Below are 13,281 nucleotides of genomic sequence, written 5' to 3' on the forward strand. Positions count from 1 at the left end.
TGACTGCGGCTAAACCCATGGTCAGACCGCCCCGTGGCGTGAGTCATTGGCATCCGTGGACAACATTCCATGATCACTTGGTGCTGATCGGACAATCGTCACCCGCACGGAGCAGACGGTCCACCACGGCGGCGTCCCCGGCCCCGGCACGCTGGGTAAATCTTGCCGCGATCCGTTCCCGCTGTTCGAGTGGCTTGTTGCCGCCGAACTTGAACTTCGCCCGCACCCCGGTGACGGTCAGCTCCAGGCCCCGGATGCCCGGCAGCAGCCGCCGGTCCGGGTCCTCGGTGGCCGAGACCGGCGTGCGCCCGCCGTCCGGCTCGAAGTGTGCGAGCTGCCTGCGCAGGATGGCCGCCTTGCCCGCCGGGTCGTCCTCGATCCGCACATCGCACTCCAGCTGCACGGTGGCGTAGTAGGAGGTCGGCACGCCGAGGGCCGGGTCCGCGCCGGGGGCGGCGGCGTTCCACTCCGCGGGCACGTAGGTGACCTCGCCGGTGACCACCAGCAGGCAGCGCGGGTGCTCGGTGAGCGCGGCCCAGACCGGGTTGGGGCGGGCCAGGTGCAGCCACACCGTGCCGGGCTCGGCGAAGGCGAAGTGGGTGGGCACGACCACCGGCAGGTCCCGGCCGCGGCCGGGCGCGACGAGCTCGCCGAAGTCGTGCCGGGTCAGCAGGTCCCGCCAGTCCTCGTCGGAGCGGGCGGTGTCCCAGGGATGGATCAGCACCAGGCCAGCGTGCGCTGTGCCCAGGTGGCACAACAGGTCCACTCTGTCGCCCGTTCGGATGGCCATTCCGGGCTCACCCGGTGGAGTTGTGCGACTCCTGTGCGGATGTGATGAGAGCCCCCGCCGAGCCCTTGCCCGCGGGCCGGCAGGGTCCCGAGACTGTCCGATATGGACAGACGCTTCCCGGTCATCGTGTTGCTGGCGCTGGCCTGCGTGGCCTGCGCCACACCGCAGCCGGTCGCCGCGGGCGGCCTGGCCTGGGGCGACTGCGCGCCGTTCGCGGGGGACGCCGAGCGCAGGGCCGCCTTCGACCGCCGCTCGCTGGACTGCGCCGCGCTGGCGGTCCCGCTGGACCACGACAAGCCGGACGGCCGCAAGCTCAAGATCGGCCTGCTCCGCCAGCGCGCCACCGACCCGGCCCGGCGGATCGGCTCGCTGGTGTTCAACTTCGGCGGACCCGGCGCCTCCGGCATGGCCGAGGTGGCCGAACTGGGCGGCAGGCTGGCCAAGCGGGACGCCGAGGTCGCGGCCCGGTTCGACCTGGTCGGCTTCGACCCCAGGGGCGTCGGCGCCTCCGAGCCCGCGCTGCGCTGCCTGACCGGCCCGGAACAGGACGCCCGGCGCGCGGAGCCCGTCGACTCGTCCACCCCGGAGGGCGTGGCCGAGCAGGAGGCCAGGAACAAGGAGCTCGCGGACAGGTGCGCCGAACGCACCGGCCGGGACGAGCTGGCCCACCTGGGCACCAGGGACGTGGTGCGCGACCTGGACCTGCTGCGCGCCGCCCTCGGCGAGGAGAAGCTGACCTACGTCGGCTACTCCTACGGCACCAAGATCGGCACCGGCTACGCCGAGACCTTCCCGGCCAGGGTGCGCGCGCTGGTCCTGGACGGCGCGGACGACTTCGGCCTGACCGGCAAGCACGCCGAGCAGGGCGACGGCTTCGCGGAGAGCTTCCTCAGCTACGCCAAGGACTGCGCCGGACGGGCGGCCTGCCCGGTCGGCGACGACCCGGCCGGGGCCAGACAGCGCCTGGACGCCCTGATCGAACCGCTGGGCAAGCGCCCACTGCCGGTCGGCGACCGGAAGCTGTCCGCCGAGGACGTCTCCGATGCCGTCGACCACCTGCTGTACCACTCGGAGAGCTGGCCGCGGCTGACCGAGGCCATCGAGGGCCTCAAGGCGGGCGACGGCACCGAGATGCTCGCCGTGGCCGACGAGTACCACGGCCGCCGCGCTGACGGCAGCTACGACGGCAACCAGAACGCGCTCACCGCGGTCAACTGCATGGACGCGCCGCCGGTCAAGGACAGGAGCAAGGTGGAGGTGCTGGACGTGTGCGCGTTCTGGGCCGCGCCGAACACCATGGAACCGCACCGCCCCAAGGCCGACGGCGCGCCCACCGCCGTGGTGGTTTCCACCACCGGCGACCCGGCCACCCCGCACGACTGGGGCATCGCGCTGGCCGAGGCGCTCAAGGCCCGCCTGGTCACCTTCGAGGGCGACCAGCACACCGTCTACCTGGAGGGCAAAACCTGCGTCGATCGGCCGGTGACCAGGTACCTGGTCGATGGCACACTGCCGCCGGAAGGCCTGCGCTGCAAGTAAACCGGTTGCCGGGACACCGGCTGATGGAGAGAGTCGGAGACATGATCGGGCTGACCGCGCTGAGCACCCGGGACTGGGCACGGTGGCGGGACCTGCGCCTGGCCGCGCTGGCCGAAGCGCCGGCCGCGTTCGGCACCAAGCTGGCCGACTGGGCAGACGCGCCGGCCGAACGCTGGCGGGACCGGTTGGCCGAGGCCGACCTGAACCTGGTGGCCGTGCTGGCCGGCCGGGACGCCGGGATGGTCAGCGCGACCCGGACCGGACAGGCGACGGTCAAGCTGCGCTCGATGTGGGTCGCGCCGTTCGCCAGGGGGCGCGGGGTCGGCGACGAGCTGATCCGGGTCGCGCTGCACTGGGCCGAGCAGCGCGGTGCGACCAGGGCGACGCTGAACGTCATGGCGGACAACACGAGCGCGGCCGCGCTGTACCGGCGGCACGGGTTCGCCGACGACCGGCTGGTGGACAAGGGCGGCTGGGTGGAGCTGGTGATGGTCAGGTGAGCGCGACCAGCCGCCGCACCACCTCAGCCACCGGCGCGCTGGTGTCGATCTCCAGGGTCGCCGACTCCCGGAGCAGCGGCTCGACCAGCTCCAGGTTGGCCAGGATCGCGGCCCGCTCGGCCGGGTCCTTGCCGTAGGGGTTGTCCACGCGCGCCGCGATCCGCGCCAGCAGCACCTCCGCCGGTGCGCTGAGCAGCACGACGTGGTCGAACAGCGGGTAGAAGTCGACCTGGTTGGTCTTGCAACCGGCCACGAAGAGGCTGCCCTCTCCGTGGCCGGTCAGCAGGTCGGTGATGGCCTGCTCGCGCCAGATCCAGTCCGGCTCGCCCTCGGCGTCGGTGACCCAGTGGCTCCACTCGTCGGTGTCGGTGTCGACCACCCGGTGCCCGAGCTCGGCGAGTGCGGACAGGGTGGTCGACTTGCCGGTGCCGGACATGCCGGTGAGCAGAACCCTGGTCACCTGGTCAACCTAGGGCAGCCCCCACTGCGGCGCGGCGGCGTTGGCCGGGACGTCGCGCGGGCGCAGGTCGGGGTGGTGGCCGCGGCGGGTCACCACCGCGGTCTGGCCCCGGCGCAGCGTGACCGAGATCCGGCCGGGGCCGGTCTGCCGCCAGCGCAGCGGCAGGCCCAGCTCGGAGCGGACCTGGATCTCGTCGGGGATGCCGTGTTCCAGCTCAAGGGGTTCGCCCGCCTCGCTGTGCACCCGGACCCACTCGGTGGCCCCGTCCCGCCGGGAGGCGTCCACCACGAACGCGCCCTGGGCGCGCAGGCCGTCGATGGCGGCCTCCCGCCAGGTCGAGGGCACCGCGGGGAAGACCTTGACCACGCCGCCACCGCTGTCCAGCAACAGGTGCAGCACCGACTCGGCCGCCGACAGCGGGCTTTCCAGCGCGAGGTTGTTGCCCTCCACGTACATCGTGTTCGGCGTCAGCTTGGCGATGCCGATCACGTTGCCGTCCAGCAGGTGCCGGATGTGGCCGAGCGCGGTGTCCGCCTCACCCATCAGCGCGCACATCATCGCCGCCGCCGGGTAGCTGTACCCGGCCCAGGCGGAGCGGTCCTTGCTCCACTGGTCGTAGGTGCGGCGGATCAGGTCGCGGTCGCCGGTCTCCCAGTTGACCTCGCGCAAGGGGTGGAACCAGAGCATGTGCGAGAAGTGCCGGTGCGAGCCGTGCAGGGTCACGTTCTCGCCGATCAGCACGCCCTGCTCGTTGCGGTGGTAGGGCACCAGCTTGGCCAGCACCTCCCGCCAGCGCGGGGCCAGCGGGTCGTCGATGCGCAGCTCGGTGGTGGTGTCCAGGAGGGTGCGGGCGGCCCAGCGGATCAGGGACAGGTCGTAGGTGGCGTCCACCGCGTCGGCGAACTCCGGCGAGCGGGTCAGCGGCAGGTGCAGCAGGCCGTCCGCGCCCGGCTTGAGGAAGTGCAGGTAGAAGTTGAGCGCCTTGCGCAGCAACGGGTACAGCACGTCCCGCTGGATCCGGCGGTCCATGCTGTGCCGGTAGCTGAGCCAGACGTTGTGCAGGCCCCAGATCAGGTTGCCGGTCTGGTCGGTCTTGGTGGAGGTGCCGGGGCGGCCGACGGTGGCGTTGCCCGGGATCTGCGCGCCGAGCTTCGGTCCGCCGGAGCGCAGGGTGCGGTCGCCGGGGTGGGCCAGCGCGTAGGTCTGGCCGTCGCGCAGTTCCGGCGGCACCGAGAACTCGAGGTTCTTGTGGTGCTTGCGGAAGGTCTGCGTCACCGCGTCCAGCTCGGGGTGGTTGGCGATGCCGGCGAACGGATAGGTGATCTGCACGTTGAGGTTCCACCACACCGCGGTCCAGCTGCCGCCGCCCTCGGGGAACCACGGGCCCCACTCGCTGGTGACCGGCGCGTTCTCCCTGGTGGCGCAGGCCATCTTGTACAGCTGGATCCAGTAGAAGCGCTGCACCCACTTGTCCGGCACCGAGACCAGGCTCCTGGAGTGGAACCGGTGCCACCACGCGCGATGGGCGAAGACCAGCGGGTCCAGTCCGGCCAGCTGGGCGTGCCGGACCGCGGTGACCGCGTCCCCGGTGGAGGTGGACTGTGGAAACCCGTAGGCCACGGTGGCCGCCAGCAGCCGCCTGGTGCCGATACGCTTCTCCTGCCAGGCGGTGGTGTAGCCACCCCCTGCGTGCAGTGGTTGCTCCACATAGGACACTCCGGCCGAGCTGCCGGTGCGCGGGTCCGGGTTGGCGGTGTAGTCCGGTGGGATCCGGATCTGGCGGGTGGTCTTGGACGGCATCGCGGTGAAGCCCCACGCGGCCGCCTCCTCACCGGCGTTCGGGCTCAGCGAGACCAGCAGCACGCCCCGGTCGTTGTGCACCAGCGCGCGGAAGCTCAGGCTGCCCGCGGTGGTGGTGACCGTGCCGGAGAGCTCGGCGTCCCACAGGTCCAGCTGCCAGTCGACCGCGGTGACGGTGCCGGCCAGGGTGAGGGTCAGGTAGCCGATCGGCAGCCGGGACAGGCCGACCGCGGCCTCCCACTGGGGCCGCTGGTCCTGCACCTCGCTGTGGCTGAGCATGAACCGCAGCTCGTTGGCGCCGGCGCCGCGGTAGACCTGCACGCCGAGGAAACCGTTGGCCAGGAAGGGCGCGTCCTGCCAGCTGGTGGGCAGCTTGCGCCAGAGCATGCGGGCGTCCCGCGCGATGTCGCGGTGCACGTTCTTGGGTCCGAACGCCTCGGCGGAGGGTTCGGCCCACGCGGTGGTCGCGGCGGTGGTCCAGCCAGCGCCGAGAGTCACGAGTCCGGCGGCGGCCGAACCACGGTGTAGGAAACGTCGCCTGGAAAGGGGTGACATGGGGGCGAATCATACGATGTTTACCTGGACTTTGGTGTGATTCGTTTGGGGTATTCCCAGTTCACGGACTTGAACGACACCCCAGTCATCGGATGACTGGAAAAGTTAGGGGTGGGTCGGGCCACGACTAAGGGTTTCTGAGCGCGCATCCTGGCTACGATCCGCTGCATGACTTTGCCTGGCGAGCAGCTCACCCTGGCCGCGGAGTTCCCGCAGCCAGAGCTGGGGCAGTGGCGGGAGCTGGTCGCGGGCGTGCTCCGCAAGTCCGGCGCGACCGAGCTGCCGGAGTTCCCGGAAACCAGGCTCTCCCGCACGACGTACGACGGCATCACCGTCAACCCGCTCTACACCCGCGAGGACGCGGCCGCCGAGACCGGCCTGCCCGGTCTCGCGCCGTACACCAGGGGCAGCAAGCCGGAGGGCGCGGTTCCGGGTGGCTGGGACGTCCGCCAGCGGCACAGCCACCCCGATCCGGCCACCAGCCGCGAGGCGGTGCTGGCGGACCTGGAGAACGGCGTCAGCTCGCTCTGGCTGACCCTCGGCGGGGACGCGCTGCCGATCGAGGCCCTGCCCGGGGTGCTGGACGGGGTGTACCTGGACCTGGCCGCGATCGTGCTGGATGCGGGCCCGGACACCGAGGCCGCGGCCGAGGCGCTGTTCGCGCTGGCCGCCGAGCGCGGGGTGCCCGACGGCGAGCTCTCCGGCAACCTGGGCGCCGACCCGCTCGGCCTGCGCGCCCGCACCGGCGCGGACACCGACCTCGGGGCCGCCGCCGCGCTGGCCGCCAGGGTCGCCGCGAAGTACCCGAGGCTGCGCACATTGACCGTGGACGGCACCGTCTTCCACGACGCGGGCGGCTCGGACGCCGAGGAGCTGGGTGCCTCGCTCGCGGTGGCCACCGCCTACCTGCGCGCGCTGACCGAGGCCGGGCTGGACGTCGACGCCGCCTTCGCGCAGCTGGAGTTCCGCTACGCCGCCACCGCCGACCAGTTCCTCACCATCGCCAAGTTCCGCGCCGCCCGGCGGCTGTGGGCCAGGGTCGGCGAGGTCTGCCAGGCGAGCGCGCCCGCGCAGCGGCAGCACGCGGTGACCTCCTCGGCGATGATGACCGCCCGCGACCCGTGGGTGAACATGCTGCGCACCACGCTGGCCTGCTTCGGCGCGGGCGTGGGCGGCGCGGACTCCGTCACCGTGCAACCCTTCGACGCCTGCCTTGGCCTGCCGGACGACTTCGCCAGGCGGATCGCGCGCAACACCCAGGCGCTGCTGGTGGAGGAGTCGCACGTGGCCAGGGTGATCGACCCGGCTGGCGGTTCCTACTACGTGGAGCGGCTCACCGAGGACCTGGCGCAGGCCGCCTGGGCCTTCTTCACCGAGATCGAACGGGCAGGTGGCTTCGAGGCGGCGCTGGCCGACGGGATGGTCGAGCAGCGGCTGGCGGCCACCCAGGCCAAGCGCGCCAAGCGGATCGCGCACCGCAAGGACGCGATCACCGGGGTCAGCGAGTTCCCGAACCTGACCGAGAAGCTGCCGGTCCGCACGCCCAACCCGGCCCCGCCCACCGGCGGGCTGCCCAGGGTCCGGTACGCCCAGGAGTTCGAGGACCTGCGCACCGCCTCGGACCAGGCCCCGCAGCGACCCACGGTCTTCCTGGCCACGCTGGGCTCGGTGGCTTCCTACACCGCGCGCGCCACCTTCGCCGCGAACCTGTTCCAGGCAGGCGGTATCGCCACCCCGGACAGCGGCCCCGGCGCCGACCCGGCGGCGATCGCGGCCGCGTTCAAGGACAGCGGCGCGAGCGTGGTGTGCCTGTGCGGCAGCGACAAGAGCTACGCCGAGCACGCCGCCCCGGTCGCCGAGGCGCTGAAAGCCGCAGGCGCGCAATGGATCTGGCTGGCGGGCAAGCCCGGGGACCAGGCCGTGGGCATCGACGACTACCTCTTCGCCGGATGCGACGCACTCGGTGTCCTCCGCCGCACGCTCACCGACCTGGGGGTGGCTTTCTGATGCCGCGCAACCTGATCCCCGACTTCGGCCAGGTCGACCTGGGCGTCCCGGCCGCCGCCGCGGACCCGGCGAGCTGGCGCTCCGCGCTCACCGAGGCCACCGGCAAGGACGCCGAGAACCTGGTGTGGGAGACGCCGGAAGGCATCACGGTCAACCCGCTCTACACCGCCGCGGACACCGAGGGCCTGGACTTCCTGGGCACCTACCCGGGTATCGCGCCGTACCTGCGCGGGCCGTACCCGACCATGTACGTCAACCAGCCGTGGACCATCCGCCAGTACGCGGGTTTCTCCACCGCCGCGGAGTCCAACGCCTTCTACCGCCGCAACCTGGCCGCCGGGCAGAAGGGCCTGTCGGTGGCCTTCGACCTGCCCACGCACCGCGGCTACGACAGCGACCACCCGCGGGTGCCCGGTGACGTCGGCATGGCGGGCGTGGCGATCGACTCGATCTACGACATGCGGCAGCTCTTCGACGGCATCCCGCTGGACAAGATGAGCGTGTCGATGACCATGAACGGCGCGGTGCTGCCGGTGCTGGCGCTCTACATCGTGGCCGCCGAGGAGCAGGGGGTGGCGCCGGAGCAGCTGGCCGGGACCATCCAGAACGACATCCTCAAGGAGTTCATGGTCCGCAACACCTACATCTACCCGCCGCAGCCCTCGATGCAGATCATCTCCGACATCTTCTCCTTCACCTCGCAGAAGATGCCCCGGTACAACTCGATCTCCATCTCCGGCTACCACATCCAGGAGGCCGGGGCCACCGCCGACCTGGAGCTGGCCTACACCCTGGCCGACGGCGTGGAGTACCTGCGGGCCGGCCGGGACGCGGGCCTGGACATCGACGCCTTCGCCCCCCGGCTGAGCTTCTTCTGGGCGATCGGCATGAACTTCTTCATGGAGGTCGCCAAGCTGCGCGCGGCCCGCCTGCTGTGGGCGAAGCTGGTCAAGCAGTTCGACCCCAAGAACGCCAAGTCGCTGTCGCTGCGCACACATTCGCAGACCTCGGGCTGGTCGCTGACCGCGCAGGACGTGTTCAACAACGTGGTGCGCACGTGTGTGGAGGCGATGGCCGCCACCCAGGGGCACACGCAGTCCTTGCACACCAACGCCTTGGACGAGGCGCTGGCGCTGCCCACCGACTTCTCCGCGCGCATCGCCCGCAACACCCAGCTGCTGCTGCAACAGGAGTCGGGCACCACGCGGGTGATCGACCCGTGGGGCGGCAGCAACTACGTGGAGCGCCTCACCTACGACCTGGCCCGCCGCGCGTGGAGCCACATCGAGGAGGTCGAGGCCGCGGGCGGGATGGCCAAGGCCATCGACGAGGGCATCCCGAAGCTGCGCGTGGAGGAGGCCGCGGCCCGCACCCAGGCGCGCATCGACTCCGGTCGGCAGCCGGTGATCGGGGTGAACAAGTACCGGGTCACCGCGGACGAGGCCATCGACGTGCTCAAGGTGGACAACGCGGGCGTGTACGCCCAGCAGGTGGAGAAGCTGCGCCGCCTGCGCGAGGAGCGGGACAGCGCAGCGACTCAGTCCACTTTGGACGCTCTGACCAAGGCCGCCGACGACGCCGCCAACGGCCGCCGCGAGTCCGGCCTGGACCGGAACCTGTTGGCGCTGGCCATCAACGCGGCCCGCGCCAAGGCCACCGTCGGCGAGATCTCCGACGCGCTGGAGAAGGTCTACGGCCGTCACTCCGGCCAGATCAGGGTGATCTCCGGGGTCTACCGGGAGGAGGCCGGTGCGGTGAGCAACATCGAACGCACCCGCAGGGCCGCCGAGGCCTTCGAGGAGGCCGAGGGCCGCAGGCCGAGAATCCTGGTGGCCAAGATGGGCCAGGACGGCCACGACCGCGGCCAGAAGGTCATCGCCACCGCCTTCGCCGACCTGGGCTTCGACGTGGACGTGGGCCCGCTGTTCCAGACCCCGGCCGAGGTGGCCCGCCAGGCCATCGAGGCCGACGTGCACATCGTCGGCGTCTCCAGCCTCGCCGCCGGTCACCTCACCCTGGTGCCCGCCCTGCGCCAGGAGCTGGAGTCCCAGGGCCGCGAGGACATCCTCATCGTGGTCGGCGGCGTGATCCCGCCCCAGGACTTCGACGAGCTGCGCGCCGCCGGCGCCACCGCGATCTTCCCGCCCGGCACCGTGATCGCCGAGGCCGCCCTGGACCTGCTGAAGGTCCTGACCGACCAGCAGGGCTGATGCGCGGCAACATCGACGTCGGCACGTACGCCGAGGGAGTGCTCGCGGGCGACCGGTCCTGGGTCGCCCGCGCGGTCACCCTGGTCGAGTCCAGAAGAGCCGACCACCGCACCACCGCCCAGAACCTGTTGGCCGAACTACAACCCCACGCCGGCAAAGCACGCCGCATCGGCATCACCGGCGTCCCCGGCGCGGGCAAGTCCACCTTCATCGACACCCTGGGCAGCCGCCTCACCGCCGAAGGCCACCGGGTAGCGGTCCTGGCGGTGGACCCGTCCTCCACCAAGAGCGGCGGCAGCATTCTGGGCGACAAAACCAGGATGACCCGCCTGTCAGCAGACCCCAACGCCTTCGTCCGCCCCAGCCCCACCGCCGGAACCCTTGGCGGAGTGGCAAAAGCAACCCGCGAAACCATCGTGGTAATGGAGGCGGCGGGCTACGACGTGGTCCTGGTGGAAACGGTCGGCGTAGGCCAGTCCGAGGTGACCGTCGCCGACATGGTCGACACCTTCCTCCTGCTCACCCTGGCCCGCACCGGAGACCAGTTGCAGGGAATAAAGAAGGGCGTCCTGGAACTGGCCGACGTGATCGCCGTCAACAAAGCCGACGGCGATCACGCCAAGGAAGCCGCCCGCGCCGCCCGGGAACTGGCGGGCGCATTGCGCCTGCTCCGCTCGGCAGACGCCACCTGGGACACCCCGGTCCTCACGTGCAGCGCCCGCGACGACGAAGGCATCGCGGAAGTCTGGGCCCAAGTGACCCGCCACCGCGACCAACTCGACGCCGCAGGCGAGCTGGACGCCAAGCGCCGCAACCAGTTGCTGGGCTGGACCTGGGCGATGGTGCACGACAGGTTGCTGCACGAGCTGCACAGCCACCCCGGGGTACGAGAGCTGGGACCGGCGCTGACGAAGCAGGTAGCCGAGGGCACAGTGACCCCAGCCCAAGCAGCACAACGAATCCTGGACACCTTCCAACAGGGCAAGGGCTAGCGATTAAGGACCAGCGACGGGCTGGCTTTTCGAAAACTTGCCCGAAGTCTTGAGGTTCCCCATGCCCGTCAACCTGGAGACATCACACCACATCCCAGCGAGCAGACGCTCACAGCAACCGCCGCCAAGGCCACGCCACGTGACGGCGGCTGCTCGCTGGGATGTGGTTTGATTTCGGAAGGTTGACGGGCATGGGGAACCTCAAGACCTGCCTGCGTCTTGGCCTTTGACTTTGATTTTCCCCCCATGCTTTGATCTCTGCCCGTCCGGCGAGGACGCTCTTGACTGTCGCTCTTGCTTGAAAACCTAAGATCAAAAGCAAAAGAATGTCCTCGCCGGACGGGCAGACCACCGGAGGGGTGTGACAAGTCAAAAGCCGGTTGAGCAGGTTGCGGGGCGGAGTCTGTGTTGCCGACTCAAGACCCAGCGTGCTCGCGGTCCTCTCGTCTTCTCCGCACGACCTTCCGACAGCGAACCACATCCCCACCAGCGGCCGCCGTCACGTTCCGAGGCTTTGGCGGCGGTTGCTGTGAGCGTCCGCTGGCGGGGATGCGGTGCGCGGTCTCCAGGCCGTACGGAGAAGACGAGAGGCCCACTTTGTGGGTTTTCACCCGGATTTGCGCTGGTGTTGGCATGCAGAAACGTCACCGTTTTGTGCGCAGCCGTCACGCTGGTGGCGGTACGAACTGAACAGGAAAGTTGCTTACCGTAGTTGGGCAGGCACAGCATGCGATCATCGGAGGCTGCTATGGCAGGTTGTGGTTGTTGCGCCAAGTGCACCGGCTGCGGGGACAACTGCTGTCCCAACTGCTGAACTCACTCACGAGCCGAACGGTGTGCCTTCCCGGTCACGGGGGGCACACCGTTCCGTTTGTCGGGGCCTTGCCCTCGACCAGGTACAGCCTGCTCGCCTCGTTGACGCAGCTGGACCGGGCGAACGCGCCGTGGCCCGCGCCCTGCCAGTTGACCTGCACCGCCGTGGACAGTGCCTCGGCCGTCTTGGTGGTGCCCGCCAACGGGGTCACCGCGTCCTTTTCCGTGCCCAGCACCAACATCGGCGGCGCTTCCGGCGCGCGGGGGACGGGCAGGGGCTGGGCGGGTACCGGCCAGGGCATGCACCAGGCCAGCTCGTGGGCGCTCAGTGCGCCGAAGATCGGGTACTTCGCCGTCCACTCCTGGGCCAGGGTGGCCGCGCGCGCCGGGTCGACCCTGGTCGTGGTGTCGTTGCAGGTGGTGACCAGGCCGCCGTCCAGGCGGATCATGTCGCGGTCGGGGCCGTTCCACAGTGGGAGCACGAAGGATTCCAGGCCGGTGGCGTCGCCGTCGCGGGCCTTGGTGATGGCCTCGGCGAGCTCCGGCCAGCGGGGGCGGTCGGCCAGGCCCGCGGCGACGGCGCGCAGGGCGGTGCCGGACTGGAAGGTGATCCGGGGGCCGCGCAGGGGTTGGCCGCGGAGTTTGGCCACCAGGTCGTTGACCACCTGGTCTGGGGTGGCGCCCAGGGGGCAGCCCCGGGTGGCGCAGTCGGCGGTGAAGGCGGCGAAGGCGTCCTTGAGGCCGCTGGCGCGGGCTTCGGCCTGACCCACCGCGTCGACCGTGGGGTCGGGGGAGCCGTCCAGGATGAAGCGGCCCACCTCGTCCCGGTAGCGCTCGGCGAAGACGGTCAGCACCCGGGAGGCGTCGCCGCGGGCGACCGCGTTCAGCTGGGGCACGCCCAGTGCCTCGCGCAGGGCGTTCATGTCGTTGGCGGTGCGCGCGGTGTCGAAGGCGCCCAGTTGCTCGTCCAGGTCCAGCATGCACTCCTGGGCGGCGTCCCTGGTGGTCTCCAGCAGCTCGCCGAGGGCGCCGGCGTCGGTGACCGCCGGGTCGAAGCCGACCATCGCGCTGCGGGAGGGCTGGTTCACGCAGCGCACCGCGTCGGAGTCGCCGGTGCCGCGCCGGTCCACGCCGATCAGGTGGAAGACGTCCAGGATCTCCTTGGGCAGCTGCGCGGCCAGCCGCACCGCGTACAGCGAACCGGGTTCGCCCATGGCGTCGTTGAGCACCACCAGCGGGTGCTTGCCCTCGCCGACCTTGGTCAGCTGGATCCGGGTGTTGCCGCGGCCCGGCCTGGTCGGCGAGTCCAGCGTGGTGGGCAGCTTCGCGCAGCCGACCCGGAGACTGTTCGGACTGCCCAGCTTGCGGTTCACCGTGTCCGTGCAGTCCACAAAGGACAGTCCGACGTCCTTGGGCTCGGTCAGCGGCGGGATCGGCCTGGCCGGGGCGGAGGTCGGCGGCGGACCGCCGGGACCCGCGCCACTGCCGTCGTGCGCGACCGCTGGCCGGTCCGAGGGCCCGACCGCGCAGGCGGACAGGACCAGTGCGGACACCACGGCCATCGCGCCGACGCTGATGGAGGCTCGACGGCGCGGCACTGATGATCTCCCCGGGT

Annotated in this window: 9 protein-coding genes; 5 read left to right on the forward strand and 4 right to left on the reverse strand. The window is 71.0% G+C overall.

All coding sequences use genetic code 11. The annotated features are described in order from the left end of the window. Positions 1-73 precede the first annotated feature (73 nt). Positions 74-724 carry an FMN-binding negative transcriptional regulator gene (locus tag N8J89_RS11015; protein ID WP_283664229.1) on the reverse strand — a complete coding sequence of 217 codons (651 nt, stop codon included), beginning with the start codon at positions 722-724 and terminating at the stop codon, positions 74-76. Between the two features lie 168 nt (positions 725-892). Between N8J89_RS11015 and N8J89_RS11020 the strand changes: the two genes are divergently transcribed. Then, positions 893-2,329 (forward strand): alpha/beta hydrolase, encoded by a 1,437-nt coding sequence (locus tag N8J89_RS11020; protein ID WP_283664230.1) that lies wholly within the window; start codon positions 893-895, stop codon positions 2,327-2,329. Positions 2,330-2,352: 23 nt separating this feature from the next. Continuing rightward, complete coding sequence (locus N8J89_RS11025; RefSeq protein ID WP_283664231.1) at positions 2,353-2,829, forward strand: GNAT family N-acetyltransferase; 477 nt, start codon at positions 2,353-2,355, stop codon at positions 2,827-2,829. Here N8J89_RS11025 and N8J89_RS11030 read toward each other — a convergent pair. Continuing rightward, positions 2,822-3,289 carry an ATP-binding protein gene (locus N8J89_RS11030; protein WP_283664232.1) on the reverse strand — a complete coding sequence of 156 codons (468 nt, stop codon included), beginning with the start codon at positions 3,287-3,289 and terminating at the stop codon, positions 2,822-2,824. The genes N8J89_RS11025 and N8J89_RS11030 overlap by 8 nt on opposite strands. A 9-nt stretch (positions 3,290-3,298) precedes the next feature. Continuing rightward, positions 3,299-5,587 (reverse strand): glycosyl hydrolase family 95 catalytic domain-containing protein, encoded by a 2,289-nt coding sequence (locus tag N8J89_RS11035; RefSeq protein WP_283664233.1) that lies wholly within the window; start codon positions 5,585-5,587, stop codon positions 3,299-3,301. Between the two features lie 225 nt (positions 5,588-5,812). On the opposite strand from N8J89_RS11035, the gene mutA reads away from it, so the two are divergent. From mutA to meaB, 3 genes are read left to right on the forward strand one after another with little or no spacing between them, the layout of a single operon-like run. Then, positions 5,813-7,651: a methylmalonyl-CoA mutase small subunit gene (mutA, locus tag N8J89_RS11040; protein WP_283664234.1), complete on the forward strand. Its 1,839-nt coding sequence runs from the start codon at positions 5,813-5,815 to the stop codon at positions 7,649-7,651. Then, positions 7,651-9,861, forward strand: coding sequence for a methylmalonyl-CoA mutase (scpA, locus tag N8J89_RS11045; RefSeq protein WP_283664235.1), 2,211 nt, complete (start codon positions 7,651-7,653; stop codon positions 9,859-9,861). The genes mutA and scpA overlap by 1 nt, the downstream gene beginning before the upstream one ends. Next, positions 9,861-10,853, forward strand: coding sequence for a methylmalonyl Co-A mutase-associated GTPase MeaB (gene meaB / locus N8J89_RS11050; protein ID WP_283664236.1), 993 nt, complete (start codon positions 9,861-9,863; stop codon positions 10,851-10,853). Before scpA ends, meaB begins: the two co-directional genes overlap by 1 nt. 848 nt (positions 10,854-11,701) lie before the next feature. Here meaB and N8J89_RS11055 read toward each other — a convergent pair. Next, complete coding sequence (locus N8J89_RS11055) at positions 11,702-13,264, reverse strand: alpha/beta hydrolase (protein ID WP_283664237.1); 1,563 nt, start codon at positions 13,262-13,264, stop codon at positions 11,702-11,704. Between the last annotated feature and the right edge of the window lie 17 nt (positions 13,265-13,281).

Source organism: Crossiella sp. CA-258035 (assembly GCF_030064675.1).
Classification (GTDB): domain Bacteria; phylum Actinomycetota; class Actinomycetes; order Mycobacteriales; family Pseudonocardiaceae; genus Crossiella.